Origin of the sequence: Chitinophaga sp., from assembly GCF_017745275.1 — a bacterium.
In the GTDB taxonomy this organism is placed as follows: Bacteria; Bacteroidota; Bacteroidia; order Chitinophagales; family Chitinophagaceae; genus Chitinophaga.
On the sequence record NZ_JAGHZS010000006.1, the window covers coordinates 68,628 to 90,009 of the forward strand.

20 protein-coding genes are annotated in these 21,382 nt (G+C 44.0%); 17 read left to right on the top strand and 3 right to left on the bottom strand.

Annotated features, from left to right (window positions below; translation table 11 throughout):
• The first annotated feature begins 13 nt into the window (after positions 1-13).
• From J7623_RS17400 to J7623_RS17415, 4 genes are all read left to right on the top strand, one after another.
• Positions 14-2,260 carry a bifunctional (p)ppGpp synthetase/guanosine-3',5'-bis(diphosphate) 3'-pyrophosphohydrolase gene (locus tag J7623_RS17400; RefSeq protein WP_291922662.1) on the top strand — a complete coding sequence of 749 codons (2,247 nt, stop codon included), beginning with the start codon at positions 14-16 and terminating at the stop codon, positions 2,258-2,260.
• A gap of 190 nt (positions 2,261-2,450) precedes the next feature.
• On the top strand, positions 2,451-3,722 hold the full coding sequence (locus tag J7623_RS17405; protein ID WP_291922664.1) for an adenylosuccinate synthase: 1,272 nt from the start codon (positions 2,451-2,453) through the stop codon (positions 3,720-3,722).
• Positions 3,723-3,815: 93 nt separating this feature from the next.
• Entirely contained in the window at positions 3,816-4,271 is a 456-nt protein-coding gene (locus tag J7623_RS17410; protein WP_291922666.1) for a hypothetical protein, read from the top strand.
• A gap of 73 nt (positions 4,272-4,344) precedes the next feature.
• Positions 4,345-5,589 carry an anthranilate synthase component I family protein gene (locus tag J7623_RS17415; protein WP_291922668.1) on the top strand — a complete coding sequence of 415 codons (1,245 nt, stop codon included), beginning with the start codon at positions 4,345-4,347 and terminating at the stop codon, positions 5,587-5,589.
• Here the strand turns inward: J7623_RS17415 and J7623_RS17420 are convergent.
• Positions 5,579-6,493, bottom strand: coding sequence for a TIGR01777 family oxidoreductase (locus J7623_RS17420; protein ID WP_291922670.1), 915 nt, complete (start codon positions 6,491-6,493; stop codon positions 5,579-5,581). The two genes, J7623_RS17415 and J7623_RS17420, sit on opposite strands and share 11 nt — an antisense overlap.
• A gap of 194 nt (positions 6,494-6,687) precedes the next feature.
• Here J7623_RS17420 and J7623_RS17425 point away from each other — a divergent pair, with 194 nt between their 5' ends.
• The 5 genes from J7623_RS17425 (at position 6,688) to J7623_RS17445 (ending at position 12,707) form a co-directional block, all read left to right on the top strand.
• Positions 6,688-8,208: a hypothetical protein gene (locus J7623_RS17425; RefSeq protein ID WP_291922672.1), complete on the top strand. Its 1,521-nt coding sequence runs from the start codon at positions 6,688-6,690 to the stop codon at positions 8,206-8,208.
• Between the two features lie 15 nt (positions 8,209-8,223).
• Positions 8,224-9,201, top strand: coding sequence for a hypothetical protein (locus J7623_RS17430; protein WP_291922675.1), 978 nt, complete (start codon positions 8,224-8,226; stop codon positions 9,199-9,201).
• 189 nt (positions 9,202-9,390) lie between these two features.
• Positions 9,391-10,083, top strand: coding sequence for a phosphoribosylformylglycinamidine synthase subunit PurQ (purQ, locus tag J7623_RS17435; RefSeq protein WP_291922677.1), 693 nt, complete (start codon positions 9,391-9,393; stop codon positions 10,081-10,083).
• Positions 10,084-10,119: 36 nt separating this feature from the next.
• Positions 10,120-10,575 (top strand): protein-disulfide reductase DsbD domain-containing protein, encoded by a 456-nt coding sequence (locus J7623_RS17440; protein ID WP_291922679.1) that lies wholly within the window; start codon positions 10,120-10,122, stop codon positions 10,573-10,575.
• A gap of 104 nt (positions 10,576-10,679) precedes the next feature.
• Complete coding sequence (locus J7623_RS17445) at positions 10,680-12,707, top strand: thioredoxin family protein (protein WP_291922681.1); 2,028 nt, start codon at positions 10,680-10,682, stop codon at positions 12,705-12,707.
• A 67-nt stretch (positions 12,708-12,774) separates the two neighbouring features.
• Here J7623_RS17445 and hisS read toward each other — a convergent pair whose 3' ends face one another.
• Positions 12,775-14,124, bottom strand: a complete 1,350-nt coding sequence (gene hisS / locus J7623_RS17450; RefSeq protein ID WP_291922683.1) for a histidine--tRNA ligase — start codon at positions 14,122-14,124, stop codon at positions 12,775-12,777.
• A 21-nt stretch (positions 14,125-14,145) separates the two neighbouring features.
• Entirely contained in the window at positions 14,146-14,583 is a 438-nt protein-coding gene (locus tag J7623_RS17455) for a low molecular weight protein-tyrosine-phosphatase (protein ID WP_291922685.1), read from the bottom strand.
• Positions 14,584-14,894: 311 nt separating this feature from the next.
• Here J7623_RS17455 and J7623_RS17460 point away from each other — a divergent pair, with 311 nt between their 5' ends.
• From J7623_RS17460 to J7623_RS17495, 8 genes are all read left to right on the top strand, one after another.
• On the top strand, positions 14,895-15,137 hold the full coding sequence (locus J7623_RS17460) for a hypothetical protein (protein WP_291922686.1): 243 nt from the start codon (positions 14,895-14,897) through the stop codon (positions 15,135-15,137).
• Between the two features lie 11 nt (positions 15,138-15,148).
• Positions 15,149-16,060 (top strand): substrate-binding domain-containing protein, encoded by a 912-nt coding sequence (locus tag J7623_RS17465; protein WP_291922688.1) that lies wholly within the window; start codon positions 15,149-15,151, stop codon positions 16,058-16,060.
• 38 nt (positions 16,061-16,098) lie between these two features.
• Positions 16,099-17,862, top strand: a complete 1,764-nt coding sequence (locus tag J7623_RS17470) for a tetratricopeptide repeat protein (protein WP_291922690.1) — start codon at positions 16,099-16,101, stop codon at positions 17,860-17,862.
• A 162-nt stretch (positions 17,863-18,024) separates the two neighbouring features.
• Positions 18,025-18,420 carry an NADH-quinone oxidoreductase subunit A gene (locus tag J7623_RS17475; RefSeq protein ID WP_291922692.1) on the top strand — a complete coding sequence of 132 codons (396 nt, stop codon included), beginning with the start codon at positions 18,025-18,027 and terminating at the stop codon, positions 18,418-18,420.
• 24 nt (positions 18,421-18,444) lie between these two features.
• Complete coding sequence (locus J7623_RS17480) at positions 18,445-19,008, top strand: NADH-quinone oxidoreductase subunit B (protein ID WP_291922694.1); 564 nt, start codon at positions 18,445-18,447, stop codon at positions 19,006-19,008.
• A 43-nt stretch (positions 19,009-19,051) separates the two neighbouring features.
• Complete coding sequence (locus J7623_RS17485; RefSeq protein WP_291922696.1) at positions 19,052-19,567, top strand: NADH-quinone oxidoreductase subunit C; 516 nt, start codon at positions 19,052-19,054, stop codon at positions 19,565-19,567.
• A gap of 12 nt (positions 19,568-19,579) precedes the next feature.
• A complete protein-coding gene (locus J7623_RS17490; RefSeq protein WP_291922698.1) occupies positions 19,580-20,800 on the top strand; it encodes an NADH-quinone oxidoreductase subunit D in 1,221 nt (406 codons plus the stop codon).
• A 67-nt stretch (positions 20,801-20,867) separates the two neighbouring features.
• On the top strand, positions 20,868-21,371 hold the full coding sequence (locus J7623_RS17495; protein WP_291922700.1) for an NAD(P)H-dependent oxidoreductase subunit E: 504 nt from the start codon (positions 20,868-20,870) through the stop codon (positions 21,369-21,371).
• The last annotated feature ends 11 nt before the right edge of the window (positions 21,372-21,382 follow it).

Consider the following 21,382-nt stretch of genomic DNA (forward strand, 5'->3'; position numbering starts at 1 on the left):
TAACTTTATTGTAATGGAAACAGTGGTAGTACAAAAATATAATTTAGACGAAGAGCAGGAAAAGAAAGAGATCGTTCGGCATTACCGTGCTTTATTAAGGGCATTAAAACCCCGTTTGAAAAAAGGCGACAGGGAGCTGGTACGTACTGCTTTTGAAATGGCAGCTGATGCACATAAGGAAATGCGGCGTAAATCCGGAGAACCCTATATCCTGCATCCGCTGGCCGTAGCGCAGATTTGCGTGGAAGAAATCGGATTAGGTGTGCGCTCCGCCATCTGTGCCTTGCTGCACGATACGGTGGAAGATACTGAAGTAACCCTGGAAGATGTATCCCGTGAATTTGGTAATGAAATAGCACATATCGTAGATGGTCTGACCAAGATCTCTACCGTGATAGACTCCAGTACCAGTACGGCGCAGGCAGAAAATTTCAAGAAAATATTATTAACCCTGGCTGATGATCCCAGGGTAATTCTGATCAAGCTGGCCGACCGCTTACACAATATGCGTACGCTCGATAGCATGAGCCGGGAAAAGCAATTGAAAATAGCTTCTGAAACCGTATTTATATACGCCCCGCTGGCACACCGCCTCGGGCTGTATAATATTAAGTCGGAGATGGAAGACCTGGCCATGAAGTATACCGAGCAGCAAACCTACCGGGAAATCGCCAAACGCCTGAAAGAAACCAAACGTGAGCGCACCCGCTACATCAATGAGTTTATCAAGCCTATTAAGGAAGTGCTGCAGGAAGAAGGATTTCAGTTCGAAATATACGGACGTCCGAAATCCATTCATTCTATCCATAATAAAATCAAAACCAAAGGCGTAGCCTTTGAAGAAGTATACGATCTTTTTGCCATCCGTATTATCCTGGATTCCGCGCTGGAAAAGGAAAAGGCGGATTGCTGGAAAGTATATTCCATCATTACCGATTTTTATCATCCCAGCCCTGAAAGAACCCGCGACTGGCTCAGTAACCCCAAATCCAATGGGTATGAGGCGTTGCACGTAACAGTGATGGGCCCTAATGGTAAATGGGTGGAAGTACAGATCCGCTCCAAACGTATGAACGATTACGCGGAGAAAGGAGTGGCGGCGCACTGGCGGTACAAAGAGGGCAGTGGTGCATCTACCCAGCAGGAGTCTAAATTTGACCAGTGGTTTACCCAGATCCGGGAAATCCTGAACAACCCGGACTCTAATACCCTCGACTTCCTGGCTGATTTTAAAAGCAACCTCTTTACAGAAGAAATTTATGTTTATACGCCTAAAGGGGATCTGAAAATATTGCCGGTTAACTCCACAGCACTGGATTTTGCTTACTCTATCCACAGTGCGGTGGGAAATAAATGTATCGGCGCCAAAGTGAACTATAAGCTGGTACCGCTGAGCCATAAACTGCGCAGCGGTGACCAGGTAGAAATCATTACTTCCAATAAACAAAAGCCGTCGGAAGACTGGCTCAACTTTGTTTTAACGGCCAAAGCCAAATCCAAGATCAAAGATGCGCTCAAGGAAGAAAAGCGGAAAGTGGCTATGGACGGGAAGGCAGCCCTTGAAAGGAAGTTGTCTCACATGAATATTTCTACCAGTCAACATAATATCAATGAACTGGTACAATTCTATAAACAACCATCCCCGCTGGATCTGTATTACCAGGTAGCGGTAAAGAATATTGACCTGAAGGAGCTGAAACAATTCAGCATACTGGGTGATAAACTGGAACCCCCAAAACCGGTGAAGCTGCCGGAACACGTACCGGAGGAGCATGTGAAACATCAGCTGCCGTCTAAGAAAGATGCAGAACTGATTATTTTCGGGGAAAGCTCCGATAAAATAGCCTACAAACTGGCCAATTGCTGTCGCCCTATCCCGGGAGATGACGTATTTGGCTTTATTACCGCCAGCGAAGGCCTGAAAATACATCGTACCAATTGCCCCAATGCCGCACAGTTACTGGCTAATTACGGTCACCGGGTGGTGAAAACCAAATGGGTAAAGAACCGGGAAATTTCTTTCCTGACGGGTTTACGTATTATCGGTATGGACGATGTAGGTGTGATCCACAAAATCACCAATATCATTTCCGGTGAGTTGAAGATTAATATCTCGGCCCTCAGTATTGAGTCGAAAGAAGGCTTATTTGAGGGTTTGATTAAAGTGTACGTACATGACAAGGAGGAGTTGGATGAGTTGGTGGAGAGGCTTAAAAAGCTGGAAGGAATTCAATCTATACAACGCCTCGAGGAATCCTGAGGAAGTTTTTAGCTATTAACTTTTAGCTTTTAGTAAATGCAGCGAAGATATACGTAATTTAGTCTTCGCTGCATTTACTAAAAGCTAAAAGCTAATGGCTAAAAGCTGACAAAATTTGTATTTGTTAATATTCGCCTTAATTTTGCGACTTCTTTTAAAGCAACAACCTCCGATAATTAATTAAATCATTATGGTAGACGTTTTGTTAGGCCTGCAATGGGGCGACGAAGGCAAGGGTAAAATTGTGGACTATTTTGCCGGCAGGTACGACGTGATTGCCCGTTTTCAGGGTGGCCCGAACGCTGGTCACACCTTGTATATAAACGGACAGAAAGTAGTATTGCGTACAATCCCCTCTGGTGTATTCCATGATAAGACCATCAACCTCATTGGTAATGGTGTAGTGCTGGATCCCGTAGCTTTCAAAAAAGAAAGTGAAGATATTTCAGCACTGGGTGTGGATCTGACAAAAAATCTGTTTATAGCAGAAAAAACGCATATCATTGTGCCTACGCACCGTGCGTTGGATAAAGCTTCTGAAATGGCTAAAGGCCATGATAAAATCGGCTCTACTTTAAAAGGTATCGGCCCTGCTTACATGGACAAAACCGGTAGAAATGGTTTGCGTGTAGGAGACGTTTTATCCCCTGATTTTAAGACCTTGTATGAGAAGCTGAAGCAGAAACACCTGCAATTGCTCTCTCACTATGATATGAGCGAATTCACAGAAGATATTGCCAACTGGGAAGCTGAGTTTTTTGAAGCTATTCCTTTCCTGCAAAAAATGAATGTAGTCAGTGGTGAATATTTCCTGAATGAAAAGCTGAAAGCAGGTAAAAAAGTATTAGCAGAAGGCGCGCAGGGAAGCATGCTGGATGTGGACTTTGGCACCTATCCGTTTGTCACTTCTTCCAATACCATTTCTGCAGGTGTATGTACCGGTTTAGGTATTGCTCCTCAATGGATTAAAGAAGTAATTGGTGTTACCAAAGCTTATTGCACCCGTGTTGGTAGCGGACCTTTCCCTACTGAACTGCATGATGCTACCGGCGAACAGCTGCGTAGTGCAGGTCATGAATTTGGCGCTGTAACCGGCCGCCCCCGCCGTTGTGGCTGGATCGACCTGGTGGCACTGAACTATACCTGCATGCTGAGTGGTGTAACACAACTGGTAATGACGAAGAGTGATGTGCTGGATGAATTTGATGAAGTATTAGCCTGCACTGCATATGAAATTGATGGTAAACAAACTAAGCAATTGCCTTACCAGATAAACGGTCTGGACATTAAGCCTGTCTGGGAGACATTTAAAGGATGGAGTGATAAAACTTCTACCTGCAAGCAATTCAATGAGTTACCAGCAGAGATGAAAGCATTTGTTACAGCAGTAGATAGCTACCTGGGCGTTCCTGTGAAATACGTTTCCAATGGACCTGGACGCGATCAGATCCTTGAAAAGTAAAAGGAAAAAAGTAAGGAAAAAAAACGGCAAAAAAAATTTGGCGAATAAAAAAAACTATTAAAACTTTACGGCAAAGAAATAAGGCAACCTATTATGAAATCAAAATCTGATAAAGAGAAAGAGACCAAAAAAACTACTTCTCCTAAGACTGCAAAAGACGCTCCTAAAGCTGCGGCCAAGCCTAAGAAAGAGGTGGATGATGATGACGAGGAAGATGATGATGAAGATGTGAAACCTTCCAAATCTGCCTCAAAGAAATCAGATAAGTCCGCATCTAAATCCAAACGTAGCAAAGACGACGATGAGGATGATGATGACGCAGACGATGACGGAGATGATATTGATGATGCCTGGGAGAAAGGAGATGATGATGACTACGATCCTGATTTTGAAGAATTTGACATGCCTAAGTCAAAAGGAAAACGCGGTCGTCCTAGCACCGGTGGTAAAAAATCCTCCGATGATGACGATGATTTAGGTATCGATGATGAATTCAAAGACATGGACCTGTTCAACGATCGTTTTGACGATGACGATGATGATTTTTAAGCATTAAAAAACGATTGTTATCAGGATATTTCACACTTTTCCGGTAGATAATCAGAAAATATTTAAGCAACAAATGTTGGATTGGGCTAACCAGTTCAACATTTGTTGTTTTTTAGACAATAATAACTACGATTCTCCCTGGCACCAATATGAGGCAATGCTCGCTGCAGATGCATTGCATACCCTCGAAGTAAACGCCGGAAATGCGTTCCCCGCTTTACAGGCATTTCACCATACACATCAGGACTGGCTTTTTGGGCATCTCGCATATGATCTCAAAAATGAAACTGTTCCCGGTTTACAATCGCAACACCACGATGGGATCGGCTTCCCGGATATGTGCTTTTTTGTGCCACGCGTAATCATACAACTGCAGAAAAACGAAGTACATATTGGCGGCGAAGATTTCACTGAACAGGATGCCCACGACGTGCTGATGGCTTGTTTGCGTATGCCCGTTAACGTGGTGGCGCCTGCAACATCCCACTTACAGCCACTGCGCAGCCGGCTGGATCATGAGCGCTATATTACTGCAGTGAAAGCACTGCAACAACACATTCTTCACGGCGATTGCTATGAAGTCAACTTCTGCCGGGAAAACTACATGGAAGGAGTAACACTTCATCCACCGGCGTTATTCAGGCAGTTGAATACTTTATCACCAGCCCCCTTTGCCGCATATTACCGGCTGAACAACCGGTACATGGCTTGTTCCAGCCCGGAGCGCTTTATGCAGAAAAAAGGGAACACGGTGATTTCCCAACCTATTAAAGGCACCAGCCGCAAAGATCCTGACCCGGCGAAAGACCGGCAACTGCAGGAACAACTATTCAACAATGCAAAGGAACGCGCCGAAAATGTAATGGTTGTAGACCTGGTGCGCAACGACTTATCCCATACAGCGTTGCAGGGCACCGTGGCCGTATCGGAACTTTTTGGGATCTACTCTTTTGCACAGGTGCATCACATGATATCTACTGTCACTGCACAATTGCCGCCTCAGCAGCCATTTACAGAAGTATTACGTACGGCTTTTCCTATGGGATCTATGACGGGGGCGCCTAAAATACGGGTAATGCAACTCATTGAACAATATGAGGAAACCCGCCGTGGACTTTATTCCGGCGCAGTAGGCTATATCACTCCCAACGGTGATTTCGATTTTAATGTGGTGATTCGTAGCATGCTGTATAATGCAGCTAACCAATACCTGTCCTTCCAAACCGGCTCCGCTATTACTTTTTACAGTGATCCGGAAAAGGAATGGGAAGAAGTATTACTGAAAGCAGCAGCCATGAAAAAAACGATTACCGGCTGAATAACTGCTCCATCGCCTCATCAATGGTAGGATAAGAAAACTGAAAACCAGTTTGTTGTATTTTGCTGGCAGAAGCTTTCACACTTTTTAACACCTCTATACTCATTTCTCCCAGCGCTATTTTCAATGCAAAAGTAGGTACATAGGTGGTCATGAAGCTACCGCCTTTGGCGATGCGGCCCATGCTGTGAATCAGTTCGCGGTTGGTCACCGGGTTGGGACTCACGGCATTATATACGCCTTCCAGTTTATCATTCACAATCGCATTAAAGTATAAGCGAACAATATCGTGAATATGAATCCAGGGCACAAACTGTTCTCCTGAACCGAGTACAGTAGCAAAGCCAAACCGCAGCGGCTTATAAAATTCTTTGATGGCGCCGCCATCCCGGCTCAGCACAATGCCGGTACGGAAAATAACGAGCTTTTTATTCAGGGTAGTTACTTTCGAGATGCTGTCTTCCCAGGCTTTGGTAGTAGTACCGAGGAAGTCGGTATATGCCGGATCGGTTTCGGTAAAAGCGTGGTCTTTAAATTCGCCGTAATAGCCGGTAGCGGAAGCGCTGATCACCTTCTTTACTTTATTCGGAATGGTTTGCAGTGCAGTGAAAAGGAGCTCGCTGCTTTTGGTGCGGCTATCCACAATCTCCTGTTTCCTGGCGGCTGTCCATCGTTTATCGGCTACGTTGGCCCCTGCCAGGTGTATGATGTAGTCGGCCTCCTGGATGGCGGCTTTGTCTATTGTTTGCGTATCCACATTCCAATGGGCATAGCTGACTGCTTTATTGCTGCCGTTTTCAGGCCGCCTGGTGAGAATCGTTACTTTGTAGCCGCGTTCCAGCAGCAGCCGGGTCAATGCCGTCCCTATAAGTCCTGTTCCACCGGTAATAATAACGCTCTCCATCAAGTATAGCTGCTTTTTTAAAATAATTTAATAAAAATACACAATAAATCGGGCCTTTTGGAATTTATGTAAAAGCAGGACTTACCCACTTTAAATTGACAACTTAATTTCTGAATTTTAGTGTAAGTTTGAAAATGGGGCATGCAAATGTGCCATCTGCTTTATCATACAATACTTGAAACCTAATTTACCGCATGCATACGCTATACCGCCTACAGTTAGTATTGTTGCTGCTTTTTGCCGGCACGGCAGCAATGGCACAGAAAATTACTTATTCAGAACCGGAGAAAGACGATTATAAAAGCACAGAGTTTGAAATTATAGGCAAGGTAGCAGGCAATATCCTTGTATATAAAACAGACCGGGGAGACTATGTGGTATCAGTATATGATAACGAGATGCAGCTAAAGAACCGGGTTAAACTGGACTTCCTGCCCCGCAAGGTGGTAAGTATGGACTTTGTGGCCTATCCGAATAAAATACTGATGATTTATCAGTTCCAGCGTAAGGACGCGGTATACAGCTTTTGCGCTACCATGTCGCCGGAAGCCACTTTCAGCGATGCACCCATCCTGATTGATTCTACCCGTATCGGTATGTACTCCAAGGAGAGTAAAGTGTATTCTGTTGAAGTTTCGGAAGATAAGAACCGCATCATGGTGTATAAAATCAACCAGGACCGGGAAGACAACAACGTGTTTTATACCTTCCTGTACGACAGTGCCATGAGCCTCGTGAACAACAGTCGCTTATCACTGCCTATGCAGAAAAGACAATTCCTCAGCAACTTTAACCTCACTAATACCGGTGACTTCATCTTCAATAAACTGGAGCGCACATCCAACCGGGATTATGTAGTGAACGGCAGCATGGTCATTAAACGCTCGCTGGTAGATAGTTTTGAAACATCTCCCATGGCCTTTAAAGCCCAGTTGCTGGACGAGGTAAAAATGAAACTTGATAACAATAAGCACACCGCGCTGGTCACTGCTTTTTATTATAAACAAAAAAGAGGGAACGTAGAGGGACTATACCTTTACAAGTACGATTATGGCAATTACAAAACGCTTTATGAGAAATCCACCATATTTCCGGAAGATCTCAAAGTAAATGCCCGTGGAGAGTCCAGTACCAATGCCGCGTTTAACGACTACTTTATCCGCAAAATTATTAATACCGCTAATGGAGGCTTTTTGCTGACAGCAGAATCATTCTCTACCTCCTCCCGTTACCAGCCCTGGAACCGGTGGAATTATATGTATGGCAGCCCGTATGGCGGTATGTATGCACCTTACTACTATTCGCCTTATTCCTCTATGTACTACAACCCGTACTACTGGAACAATTCACAGGGACTGCGTTATCATTATGACAACGTAGCAGTGATGTCTTTTGATGATGAAGGCAATATGCAGTGGAACAACTTCGTCCATAAGAGCCAGTACGACGATAATGCGGATCTGTACCTGTCTTACCTGATGGTAAACGTAGGTAGTGAGCTGCGTTTCCTGTATAATGAGCTGGACAGAAGGAGCTATATGTTAACAGATGTGAGCCTGGCACCGGGTGGTAAGGTAAATCGTATGCCTACCTTACGTAACCTGGACAAGGGTTTTACCTGGATGCCCCGTTATGGAAAACAAATTACTGGTCGAACTGTAGTGATACCATGTATTTATAGGAATTATATTTGCTTTGCTAAAATTGAGTTTTAATCACACCTTTGTATTGTGATACGTTTTTTCCGTTCAGGCAATCCGCTTACGGTATTGCTGTTGCTGATATACACATTGCTGGTTAAATTTTATTATCTGATTCATCCGTCCACCTTTATGGCAGATGGATCGGAGGGACTTTTGTATCACCTGTTGGTGAAATGGATGCATAGTCTGGCAGGAGATAGTCCCCTGTTGTTTACATCGCTGGCGATACTGTTGTTGTTCCTGCAATCGCTGCTGTTTACCCGCATTATCAACCATCACCGGTTGTTTCCCCGGCCTACTTATTTGCCGGCTATGTGTTACCTGCTTTTTACGTCGATGCTGCATAGCTGGAATGTGTTTTCGCCGGCATTGCTGGTGAACCTGATTATGTTGTGGGTATTCTCCAGTATAACGGAATTGTATACACGTACCTCCGCCAGGGATGTGGTATTTAATATCGGTTTTGCGTTGGGTGTGTGTGGATTATTTTATTTCCCTTCTGTTATTTTCTGCTTTTTGCTGCTGGCGAGTATGTTGATTATGCGGGCTTTCAGGCTGGCGGAGTGGATTATTGCGGTGCTGGGATTGATTTGCCCGTTGTACCTGATGGGGACCTACCTGTTCCTCACCGGGCAAATGACGTTATTATGGAAGATTCCGAATATAGGGGCATCGTTGCCGATGATCACCGATTATAAGGTATGGGGTGCTATGGTGGCTTGTGTACTCTTTTTTGTGATTGGGTGGCTGTTACTACAGCGTCCGTTGAAGAAGATGCTGATACAGGGCCGTAAGATATGGGCGGCATTAATCATATATGTTGTAGTGGCTATGCTGGTACCGTTCTTTAATATACATTTTTCGGCTGCTTACTGGGTATTGGCGGTGTTGCCGGTTTCCATGTTTGCGGGGAATGTATTCTGGTCGGTTACCAACGATACTTTTGCCAACATTATCCACTTCATTACGCTGGCATATGTAATTGTTATGCAATATTTCAGCTAAATTCTCCATTTTAAGGGGCTGATTACCAGTATTTTGTTAAATCAGGACAAACGGCAATGGAAAATTGCGAACGGCGAAGTAATTTTGTCCTTTCCCAGTAGCTTTGTCGTTCGTGAAAAATGAGGATAAAATACCGGGGAAAAACGGATTTTAAAGCATTATTTACACATAAACACAAAACATTTTCAGATGAAATTTGGCGTTGTCACCTTTCCCGGTTCTAATTGTGATCATGATATGATTGATTCCCTGCGTAATGATCTGGGACAGGAAGTAATAGAACTGTGGCATAAGGATAAAGACCTGAGCGCATTCAGCACAGAAGATTGTATCATATTACCGGGTGGTTTTTCCTATGGTGACTACCTGCGTTGCGGCGCCATCGCAAGATTCAGCCCAATGATGCAGAGTGTGATCGAGTTTGCCAATAAAGGTGGCCGTGTAATTGGTGTTTGTAATGGTTTCCAGGTATTATGTGAAGCAGGTTTGTTGCCAGGCGTATTATTACAGAATGAGCGTCAGCAGTTTGTTTGCAAAAACGTATACATCAAAAGTGAAAACCCTACCGCATCCCTGACTAAAGACGTAGCTGGCAGATCCCTGATGATTCCTGTAGCTCACGGAGAAGGTCGTTACTATGCGGATGACGCCACCCTGGACGAACTGTTTAAGAACAACCAGGTGATTTTCCGCTACTGCGATGAGTTTGGCAATATTATTGAATCTGCTAACCCTAACGGCGCCATCCGTAACATTGCAGGTATCTGTAACAAAAACAGGAATGTTTTTGGTATGATGCCTCACCCGGAAAGGGCTACCAGCCTGGCTTTGGGTAATACTGATGGTCAGCTGATATTACAGAGTCTGATCAATAACAATTAATAGATTAAATCAACCAACCAATTAAAAAAGAAAAGCATGAAAAAATTACTCACAGCACTGGTTTTGTTCGCCTTGCCCATCCTGGCAAGCGCACAGATCGAAAATCCGGTAAAATGGAGCTTCACAGCTAAGAAAGTAAATGCCACTACCTACGAAGTACATGCTACTGCCACTATCGAATCCGGCTGGCACGTATATGCACAGGAAGCAGGTGAAGGACCGGTTCCAACCACCTTCAAATTCACTAAAAACCCGCTGGCTGCCGTATCTGGTAAAGTGGAAGAAGTAGGTAAACTGCACAAATCATTCGACAAGAACTTTAATTCTGAACTGAAATACTACGAGAATACCGTAAACTTCGTACAGAAAGTAACTGTTAAAGGTAAAGCCGCTACTAAAGTAAAAGGTTCGGTAGAATACATGGTTTGCGATGACCACCAGTGCTTGCCTCCTAAAGAAGTAGAATTTGCGGTGACTGTTGGAGGAAAATAATTTGCATCCGGTAACCGATAACAATATTCAGAGAACGAGTTCCTCCTTATAGGAACTCGTTTCTTGTTTTCTCAATTCTGTATTATTTAAAGCCTATTGACTTTATGAAGCATCTGCTTTCATTTTTAATACCTGTCTTTGCCATTTTTGCGCTTCGCGCAAATGCGCAGGACGCCAGCCCGAAGCCTGTTAAATGGCAGTTTTCTGCAGAAAAGAAAAGTGACCAGGAATATGTGCTACACTTGAAGGGGACTATAGAAAAAGGCTGGTTGCTTTTTTCTACCACTATGGGAAATGATGATCCTAATACGAGAGTGGTGCTGGATAGCAGCCTGAAGGCAACTATTGCAGGGATTACTGAAAACGGTAAACTGGAGAATCGCAAGGAGCCTTTATTCGATAATCTTGAAATAAAATATTTTGAGAATGAAGTAGAACTGTTGGCAGATGTGAAAGTGACAGTACCTGCTGATAAAATAAAAGGTACCATTAACTATATGGTGCTAAAAGGCGATGATGCAGTACCTGAAGAAGAAGCGTTCAGCGTAGCCGTAGAAAAGTCTGCTACCACCGCTGCTGCTACAACAGCTAATACAAGTGCGTCGCAAGGTGATGTTGCCGATGATGATGCCTCTAACAAATCTTTGTGGTGGATATTCATTGCCAGCTTCGGTGGCGGTTTCATTGCATTGATTACGCCTTGCGTATTCTCCATGATTCCAATTACCGTAAGCTTTTTTACTAAGCGTAGTGGCACCAGGGCACAAGGCATCAAAAATGCATTTGTCTATTCCCTGTCTATCATCATTATTTATACCCTGTTGGGCTTCCTGATCACCAAAATATTTGGTGCGAGCGCGCTCAATTCACTGGCCAGCAATGGAATTGCCAACATGATCTTCTTTGTGATTTTCCTGTTGTTCGCGTTTTCATTCCTGGGAGCCTTTGAAATCAGCTTGCCAAGTTCATGGGCAAACGTATCTGACTCAAAGGCGGGTATGGGTAGCATGGTAGGTATTTTCTTCATGGCACTGACCCTGGCGATTGTATCTTTCTCCTGCACTGGTCCTATTTTAGGAAACCTGCTGGTACTGGCTGCAAAGGGTGGTAACTCCGGCCCATTAGTGGGTATGTTTGGGTTCTCGCTGGCCCTGGCGATTCCTTTTTCCCTGTTTGCGCTGTTCCCAAGCCTGCTGAATAAAATCGGTAAGTCAGGTGGATGGCTGAATGCCGTTAAAGTAACGTTAGGCTTTGTGGAATTGGCGTTGGCGTTGAAATTCTTCTCTAACGTAGACATGGCTTATCACTGGAATCTGCTGGATCGCGAAATATTCCTGGCACTGTGGATCGCTATTTTTGGCCTGTTGACATTATACCTGATCGGTAAGCTGAAGTTCAGCCACGACAGCGATGTTCCGTTCCTGACGGTAACAAGACTCTGCTTCGCCATTGTTACATTTACCTTTGTAATCTATATGATTCCAGGTATGTGGGGCGCGCCTTTGAAGGGTATCAGTGGATTTTTGCCTCATGAAGGTTCACAGGACTTCAACCTGAATAAATCACTGGTAGATATACAGGCATCACTGGAAAGTGGTGCTGGTAGCGGAAGTGGCGGCCATACTGCCAATACCGTGAAACCTAAAAAGCTGGTAGATATCTTACATTCTGAAATCCCTGGGGTAGAAAGCACTTTCTTTGATTATGAAGAGGCACTGGCAGCAGCTAAAGCAGCTAACAAGCCGCTGATGCTTGACTTTACCGGACATACCTGTGTAAACTGCCGTAAGTTTGAAAAATCAGTGGTGTCGGCACCGGCGGTAATGAAGATATTGCGTAACGACTTTATCGTAGCCTCATTGTATACCGATGAGAAAACCTCTCTTTCTGATGAAGAGAAGTATGTTTCTAAAACTACTGGTGAAAAAGTGAACAACGTTGGTCAGAAGAACCAGGACCTGGAAGTGAGCAAGTTTAATCGTAACTCGCAGCCATACTACATCCCGGTTGATCTGGAAGGTAAACCACTGGTCAGCAAAGGATATGGTTATGATCCAAAAGAAGATGTAGAAGCATTTGTGAAGTACCTGGAAAATGCAAAAGCAGAATTTGCAAAACGTAACGCTAAATAGCGAATAGTTTAAAAAAGGAAGGCCGCCCCGCGTAGCGCAGGGCGGCCTTCCTTTTTTAAACTATTTATCAGAATGAATAGTTCTGCAACTCCGCCCCACTAATCTTATCCTGTTGGCGATTCGTCAAATTCTTCACGCTCAGCATATTCTCCTGCAGTTCTGATTCTCCCAGGATAATCACATAAGGAATGCCTCTTTTATCGGCATACTTCATTTGTTTATCCATCTTAGCATTTTCATGGAATAATTCAGCGGCAATACCTTTTTGGCGCAATTGCATCATATAGCTGAAAGCTGCGCGGGCGCTGTCTTCTCCGAGATTCAGGAACAATACTTTGGTAGATTGTTGTGCTGTTTCAGGGAAGAGTTTTAATTCTTCCAGTACATCGTAAATGCGGTCTACGCCGAAGGAGATGCCTACGCCGGAAATGCCTTCCAGGCCGAAGGTGCCGGTAAGGTTATCATATCGGCCACCACCGCCAATACTACCCATTTTCACTGTAGCAGGTGCTTTTACTTCTACAATCAGCCCGGTGTAGTAATTAAGACCACGGGCCAGTGTAAGGTCCAATATTGGAGTGGTGTTAAAAGTAGTATACCCTGAATGCAGTACAAAGTCGAGTTCTTCGATACCTTTTTTGCCGGTTTCTGAAGCAGCAAACAGTGTACGGAGCTGCGCCAGCACAGATTGATTATCTCCCGTAATACCCAGGAAATTTTCGATGATAGTAATATCTTCTGTTGTTAACCCACGTTCACGCAGTTCACCTTTTACACCATCCATTCCAATTTTATCCAGTTTATCTATGGAGATGGTAATGTCGGTGAGCATATCTGTTTTGCCAACCAGTTCCGCCAGGGCAGCGAGTATCTTGCGGTTATTAACGCGCAGTTCATATCCCTGCAGGCCTAATTTGGTGAATACGGAATCATAAATGAGTAGTAATTCCACTTCATTCAACAGTGAATTGCTGCCTACTACATCCGCATCACATTGGTAAAATTCGCGGTAACGGCCTTTGGCAGGGCGATCGCCTCTCCAAACGGGTTGCATTTGATAGCGTTTGAAAGGAAGCGCCAATTCATGTTGGTTCATGACCACATATCTTGCAAAAGGAATGGTAAGGTCGTATCTCAGTGCCTTCTCTGTTAACAGCGCCGCCAGTTCACGGCTGTCTTTCGCTTGTTGCGCCTGTTCGTAGATTTCCCCGTTGTTCAGGATTTTGAAGATCAGTTTATCACCTTCTTCACCGTATTTTCCCATGAGGGTCGACAAGTTCTCCATGGCAGGAGTTTCCAGCGGCTGAAAGCCGAATACTTCAAAAGTATCTCTGATGGTTTGGAAGATATAGTTACGTTTTCTTACTACCACCGGGCCAAAATCGCGGGTGCCTTTAGGAATGCCGGGTTTTATCATCTCAAAAAATTATTAAAAGTTTTATTGTTGCTGGTCTGCGATCTGTTCACAGGCCTCATAAATCATTTTATATACTGGGGCAAAGAGGGCATCGTCGAACCAGGGATCTGGTACTTCCCGCTGCCCAGGCAGCAGGAACTGGACTTTTGCCTTATCTGCCTCGTTGCGTGCTTTGCGTGTAACATCATTATAATTGCTCCGGTCCATTACATAGATACGATCAAAAGTATCGAAATCTGCAGGCTGAAACTGCCTGCCACGGAGGCCGGAGATATCTACGCCATTTTTCCGGGCAATGCTTACTGACCTGCGGTCAGGGGCATCACCAACGTGCCAGTTGCCGGTGCCGGCAGAATCAATTTCCCAATCCAGTTGCCTCGCTTCAGCGAGGTGCCTCATAATTCCTTCTGCCAGTGGCGAACGACAGATATTACCAAGGCAAACCATCAATATTTTCATGCGGATCAATAGTTGAATACAGGCCGCAAACCTACAAGATATTATGGAAATGTACATTGATTTGCATCTTTATCATGAAAACAGGGCTTAAAAGAAGGAATTTTAGAGTTATAAAGCATAAAAGGCTGCAAACTGTAAAATGCAGGAAATGATGATATTTTAAATCGAAATATTACAACATGTTGAAAAAATGCCTCAAATTGCGGCCGGATAAGCAAGAGAGTGCGGTTTTGCAGCAGTTTTTTAACATTCTTCTAAAATTCTCTATACCCGATTAAAAAATTTTTTTTTGTATAATTGTAATTCGCAACATGGAAACACACGAAGAACAAACAAGCAGAAGACAGGAAAGCAGGTATCGGCCAATGGGTGAGCTGATCAGAGGGTTGTTTTTTATACTCTTTGGTTTGTTCGCAATTTTTGCGGAAAAACTGGGACTGGCACAGTTCCGTATATCTCCTACTACAATGAGTATTGCGGGTGCGGTGTTAATGATCTACGGCCTCTTTAGGGTTTACAACGGAGTAAGAAAACTTTTTATTAACAGGAACTAAAGAGGTGTGATATGTTTTTCAGTTTTAGAAAGATGAATGCTGTATATTTAGCAGCAGTTACGTTGATGGCGGCCTGTGGCCCCAATCCAAATGCGAAAAAATTAGATACAGCTACAGAAGGAACCATCCGCATTAGTGTGGATGAAACATATAAACCGCTGATCGATTCTGAAATAAAAGTTTTTGAATCACTGTATCCCAAAGCACATATCATCCCCACTTATAAGCCGGAGACAGAGTGCTTTAAAGATCTTTTAAATGATAGTGCCCGACTGGTGATCGTTACCCGCGATTTTAACCAACAGGAACTGGATTATTTCAAGCAATTGAAATATAAGCCTACCAGCCTTTTATTGGCCTGGGATGCCCTGGCCCTGGTGGTAAATAAAGAGAATCCTGATTCTATATTAAATATGGAACAGGTACGCGGAATTATGAACGGCACCAATAATGAAAGAAAATGGCAACTGGTGTTTGATAATGCCAACTCAAGCACTGTGCGATACATCCTGGACTCCATCAATATGGGTAAACCTTTGCCGACCAATACCATGGCTGCCAAAACCAACCCGGAAGTGGTGGATTATGTGTCCAAAAATAAAGACGCAATAGGTGTGATAGGAGTGAGCTGGATCTCTGATCCTGCCGATTCCACAGCGATGGCTTTTACAAAAAAAGTATCGGTAGTGAGACTTAGGGCAGACAATGGTTCGGATTTTGTTAAACCATACCAGGCTTATATTGGTATTGGTACCTATCCATTAAAGCGTGGCTTCTTCTTTTGCCTGAATGAGCCTTATCATGGGCTTGGCAATGGATTCGCAACCTTTCTCGGCAGTTATGAAGGACAACTGGTAATAAAACAGTTCCGCTTATTTCCGGCCAGGTTGAATGTAGTATTCCGAGAAGCCAATCTGAAGTAGAAAAAAAACACACAACTAAAACTAAAAAACCAGATTGCATGAACAAACGGAACAGTTTAATCGTAGCACTGCTTTGCGCTGCCTCCAGTGGTGCGATGGCCCAATCTGTGGAAGATGGATTGAAAGACCTGTATTATGGTAAATATCTGTCTGCTAAACAGAACTTTGAGAAAGTGATTGCCGCAAAGCCTACGGAGGACAAAGCTTATTATTACCTCGGTATAGCACAACTCGGACAGGAGGATGTAGCAGGTGCTGCAGCTACTTTCCAGAAAGGGTTACAGTCAGTCCCTACTTCTGCTTTATTACAGGTAGGTATGGGCCGTATTGATCTGCTGAAAGGCGACGCTGCTGCTGCCAAAACAAAATTTGAAGCTGCCAGCGCTGCTACACAGGGTCGTGATGGAGATGTGGCCCGCGCTATCGCTGATGCCAACACAGAAGTGAAAGGTGGTGACCGCCCTTATGCACTCACCATCATGGAAAAGCTGCTGAACAACGAAGGCCGCAAGAAAAAAGAACAATACACTGCTACCGCAGCTGATTATATTGAACTGGGAGATGCTTACCGCTTCCTGGGTGGTGAAAATGGTGGTAAAGCCATCACTACTTACGAAAAAGCACTGGAGCTTGATCCTAATAATGCAGAAGCTGTAATGAAAGAAGGTTTGGTGAACTACAATGCAAGGCTGAAAGCTGAAGCAGTAGCTGATTACACCAAAGCTACCAACATGGACCCTAAGTATGGTCCTGCTTTCTACGAGCTGTTTAACTTCTACATTACGCCTAAAAAGGATCAATTGTCATGGGAAAATGCTGCTAAATACCTGGAGCAATACATGGCAGTAGCAGATCCGGCGGATAAAACCAAAAACGAATACCTGTCTGCTTACATCTCTTTCTTCAAGAAAGACTATGATGCGGCGATCTCCAAAGGTAAAGCTACCCTGCCAGGCGCGGATGCATTCTACCAGAATAAGCTGAGCCTCCTGATTGGTGACGCTTACCTGCAGAAAGGCGATTCCCTGAGCGCTAAACAGGTAATGGACGAATACGCTACTAAAGTGGGTGAATCCAAACTGGATTCCAACGACTATAAGCTGTTGAGTACCATTTATATGAAGCTGAAATCCAGCGATGCGGCTACTCAAACCGAGTACACCAACAAAGGATTGGCTTACCTGGAAAAATATGCAGGATCTATCACTGCTAAAGATCCGGAAACCTTTATCCAGATTGCAGAACAGCTGAAAACAGCTAAAAATTACACTGCTGCAGCTGAATGGTACGAAAAAGCCAACGAATTGTCTGTGGCTAATAAAGTACAACTGCAGGCTATCGATTACTTCAACGTAGGTCTCAACTACTTCTACGGTGCAGTAGCGGTAAATCCATATGACACTACCCTGCTGAATAAAGCAGATATGGCGTTCCAGAAAGTAATCGAAGTAAAACCAGATCTGGGTACCGGTTACTACTGGAGAGGATATACCAACAATGCAAAAGATCAGCAGGCACAAGCTGGTTTGGCTAAGCCTTACTACGATAAGTACATAGAAATGTCTGAAGGTGATGTGGCTAAAAATAAAGGTACCCTCATTAAAGCTTACAGCTATGAAATGCTGTACTACTATTACAAAGAGGATAAAGCCAATCTGAAAGTCTATGCAGACAAACTGCTTGCATTAGACCCGGCTAACGAAACGGCAAAACAAATCATGGATAACATGGCCGCTCGTGAAAAAGCAGCCAACAAGCCAGCCGCTAAACCTGCTGCAAAGCAAGGTCAGAACAAGAAATAGGTTGTAAATACGATAAAATAACTAAAAACCTCCTGTACCCACAGGAGGTTTTTTAGTTTCCGATTGGTGAAAAAAGATAATATTTTAACGGCTAATAGATTTGATATTTGGTCAACTTACAGTATTTTTGCGCATTCGGACAATGTTTTTATCGGGAAGCTTATGTATACAGACACTGTATTTTTGTCAGCAACGACTACTCCTTTTAGCTATTTCCCTATAGTATTGCAATTAGTTGCAGCTTTAGGTTTCGTAGGGATCACGATGTTAGCTACTCACTTTTTAGGTCCCAAGCGCAAAACCAGCGATAAGCTTATTAACTTTGAGAGTGGTATCGAGCAAAAGGGTAATGCCCGTCAGCCGATGGCCATCAAATACTTTCTTACCGCTATTCTTTTCGTGTTATTTGACGTAGAAGTAATCTTTTTCTATCCGTATGCGGTTAATTTCAAGGCACTGGGTTGGGAAGGCTTTATGGCAGTGTTGATGTTTGTGGGCTTCTTCTTATGTGGATTTATCTACATTACCAAGAAGGGCGCCCTGAAGTGGGAAGACTAATTTTAAAACGCTAAATTTAATCCAATGGCTCGTCCGGTTCAATATAATAACAAGGTGAAAATGGTGGAAATCCCTGAGGGATATTCCGGTGAAGGATTTTATGCCACATCATTTGACAAAGTAATAGGCCTGGCGCGTAAAAACTCCATCTGGCCTTTACCTTTTGCCACTTCCTGCTGTGGTATTGAATTCATGGCTACAATGGCGGCTACCTATGATATGGCCCGCTTTGGAGCGGAACGTATGGCGTTTACGCCCCGTCAGTGTGATTTGCTGATGGTAATGGGTACTATTTCCAAAAAAATGGGCCCTATCGTACGCCAGGTGTACCTGCAAATGGCTGAACCCCGCTGGGTGATGGCTGTAGGTGCCTGCGCCAGCAGCGGTGGTATCTTTGATACCTATTCCGTATTACAGGGTATTGATCAGGTGATTCCGGTAGATGTATATGTACCTGGATGCCCTCCAAGACCAGAAGGCATTATCGATGGTTTCATGAAAATACAGCAACTGGTAGGTAATGAAAGTCTTCGCCGCCGCAACTCCGACAGATATAAGGAGCTGATGGAATCATACGGCATCAAGTAAGGAGGAGAATGGTTAATTGTAAATCGTAAATTTCAAATTGTTAATGTCTTTAACAAACGAACGCATACAGCAACGCCTGACGGAGAAGTTTGGAGATGTGCTTACCGGCTTTGAAGAGCCGTTTGGACTGCTTACCCTCACCGCACAGAAAGATTATAACCTGAAAGTAATGCAATTCCTGTTTGATGATGAGGAATTGCGTTTTCGTTTTTTAACGGATATCACCGCGGTGCATTATCCGGATAGAAAAAATGAAGAGCTGGCAGTCGTATATCATCTGCATAACCTGCAGGACAATATCAGGCTTCGTCTGAAAGTGTTTACACCGGTAGCGAAACCAGATGTTTTCACCGCTACAAAACTGTACGAATCTGCTAACTGGATGGAGCGCGAAACATATGATTTCTTCGGAATTAACTTTGTTGGGCATCCTAACCTGATACGCGTACTGAATGTGGATGAAATGACCTATTTCCCTATGAGAAAGGAATTTCCGCTGGAAGACTCCATGCGTATTGATAAAGATGATGAGATGTTTGGAAGGGGAGGAACTTTTTAATACAACCAGGTTATGTTAGATCAGAAACAACATATAAAACTGCCGGAAGGCTCACTCGAAAAAGATACGACCACGCTTAACCTGGGTCCTACTCACCCGGCTACACACGGCGTATTTCAGAACATTCTGGAAATCGATGGCGAACGTATTGTAAGCGCTGTTTCTACCGTAGGGTATATCCACCGCGCTTTCGAAAAAATCGCAGAACGTCGTCCCTACTACCAGATTACACCACTCACCGATCGTTTGAATTATTGCTCTGCCCCTATTAATAATATGGGTTGGTTGCTGACCGTAGAAAAACTCCTGGGTATTGAAACACCTAAAAGAGTAGATTATCTGCGTGTGATCATCATGGAGCTGGCACGTATTGCAGATCACCTGATCTGTAGCTCCGTAATGGGAGTAGATACCGGTGCATTAACCGGTTTCGTATACGTGATGACCTATCGGGAATTGATATACGAAATTTATGAGGAGATATGCGGCTCCCGTCTTACCACCAACATCGGTCGTATTGGCGGTTTTGAAAGAAATTTCACTCCGGCTGCATTTGCCAAAATAGAACGCTTCCTCGCTGAATATCCTGCTGTACTGAAAGAATTTGAAACCCTGCTGACCCGCAACCGTATCTTCATGGAGCGTACCCAGGGCGTAGGTGGTATCAGCGCAGAAAGAGCCCTCAGCTATGGATTCACTGGTCCTAACCTGCGTGCAGCAGGCGTGGATTACGATGTACGCGTAGCTAATCCTTATTGCTCTTACCAGGACTTTGATTTCTCCATTCCTGTAGGTACTACCGGTGATAGCTACGACCGTTTCCAGGTACGTAACGCTGAAATGTGGGAAAGTATCAGCATCATCCGTCAGGCGATGGATAAACTGAAATCACTGCCTGATGATGTATACCATGCAGATATCCCTGCTTACTACCTGCCTGCTAAACAAGATGTATATACGAAAATGGAAGCCCTCATCTATCACTTTAAAATAGTGATGGGTGAAGCCGATATATTGCCAGGTGAAGTATACAACGCCGTAGAAGGGGCAAATGGGGAACTTGGATTTTACCTGATCAGCGATGGTGGCCGTAGTCCTTACAGATTGCATTTCCGCCGTCCCTGCTTCATTTATTACCAGGCATATGCTGAACTGGTAAAAGGTGGTATGTTGAGTGATGCGATCGTTTGTATGAGTAGTCTGAACCTGATTGCAGGTGAGCTGGATGCGTAGTAGCCACTTGCGGTGAGAATACGATTCTGCTAAAGAATATTTTGAAGATTAAAGCTGATTAAAAATAATGGCTGTGGTTCAATTTTCGGAAGAGAAACTGAATAAAGTAAAAGAAATCATTGCACGCTACCCGCAAGGGAAGCAGAAAAGTGCATTGATACCGGTGCTGCACCTGGCTCAGGAAGCATTTGGTGGATGGTTAAGTGCAGAAACAATGGACTACGTAGCAACGTTACTGCAACTCGAACCAATTGAAGTATACGAGGTAGCAACTTTCTATAGCATGTTCAATCTGAAACCAGTAGGCACCTATCTTTTTGAGGTATGCCAAACTGGTCCATGCATGGTAAGCGGCTCTGATCAGATCATTGATTATATTAAAACAAAACTGGGAATCGGTGTAGGCGAAACTACAGCAGACGGGTTATTTACCCTGAAAACGGTAGAGTGCCTCGGTGCCTGCGGATATGCACCCATGATGCAATTGGGTAAACATTACCGCGAACACCTCACACCAGCCAAGGTTGATGAAATCATTGCAGAATGCAGGGCTAAAGCAAACGCAAACTGATGCATCCGAAA

Coding starts and splice junctions, on each gene's coding strand:
- J7623_RS17400 (WP_291922662.1), top strand. CDS start 14: ATGGAAACAGTGGTAGTACAAAAATATAATTTAGACGAAGAGCAGGAA.
- J7623_RS17455 (WP_291922685.1), bottom strand. CDS start 14,583: ATGAAAATATTGATGGTTTGCCTTGGTAATATCTGTCGTTCGCCACTG.
- J7623_RS17445 (WP_291922681.1), top strand. CDS start 10,680: ATGAAGCATCTGCTTTCATTTTTAATACCTGTCTTTGCCATTTTTGCG.
- J7623_RS17425 (WP_291922672.1), top strand. CDS start 6,688: ATGCATACGCTATACCGCCTACAGTTAGTATTGTTGCTGCTTTTTGCC.
- hisS (WP_291922683.1), bottom strand. CDS start 14,124: ATGATAAAACCCGGCATTCCTAAAGGCACCCGCGATTTTGGCCCGGTG.
- J7623_RS17465 (WP_291922688.1), top strand. CDS start 15,149: ATGTTTTTCAGTTTTAGAAAGATGAATGCTGTATATTTAGCAGCAGTT.
- J7623_RS17460 (WP_291922686.1), top strand. CDS start 14,895: ATGGAAACACACGAAGAACAAACAAGCAGAAGACAGGAAAGCAGGTAT.
- J7623_RS17480 (WP_291922694.1), top strand. CDS start 18,445: ATGGCTCGTCCGGTTCAATATAATAACAAGGTGAAAATGGTGGAAATC.
- J7623_RS17490 (WP_291922698.1), top strand. CDS start 19,580: ATGTTAGATCAGAAACAACATATAAAACTGCCGGAAGGCTCACTCGAA.
- purQ (WP_291922677.1), top strand. CDS start 9,391: ATGAAATTTGGCGTTGTCACCTTTCCCGGTTCTAATTGTGATCATGAT.
- J7623_RS17415 (WP_291922668.1), top strand. CDS start 4,345: ATGTTGGATTGGGCTAACCAGTTCAACATTTGTTGTTTTTTAGACAAT.
- J7623_RS17495 (WP_291922700.1), top strand. CDS start 20,868: ATGGCTGTGGTTCAATTTTCGGAAGAGAAACTGAATAAAGTAAAAGAA.
- J7623_RS17440 (WP_291922679.1), top strand. CDS start 10,120: ATGAAAAAATTACTCACAGCACTGGTTTTGTTCGCCTTGCCCATCCTG.
- J7623_RS17485 (WP_291922696.1), top strand. CDS start 19,052: ATGTCTTTAACAAACGAACGCATACAGCAACGCCTGACGGAGAAGTTT.
- J7623_RS17405 (WP_291922664.1), top strand. CDS start 2,451: ATGGTAGACGTTTTGTTAGGCCTGCAATGGGGCGACGAAGGCAAGGGT.
- J7623_RS17410 (WP_291922666.1), top strand. CDS start 3,816: ATGAAATCAAAATCTGATAAAGAGAAAGAGACCAAAAAAACTACTTCT.
- J7623_RS17470 (WP_291922690.1), top strand. CDS start 16,099: ATGAACAAACGGAACAGTTTAATCGTAGCACTGCTTTGCGCTGCCTCC.
- J7623_RS17420 (WP_291922670.1), bottom strand. CDS start 6,493: ATGGAGAGCGTTATTATTACCGGTGGAACAGGACTTATAGGGACGGCA.
- J7623_RS17475 (WP_291922692.1), top strand. CDS start 18,025: ATGTATACAGACACTGTATTTTTGTCAGCAACGACTACTCCTTTTAGC.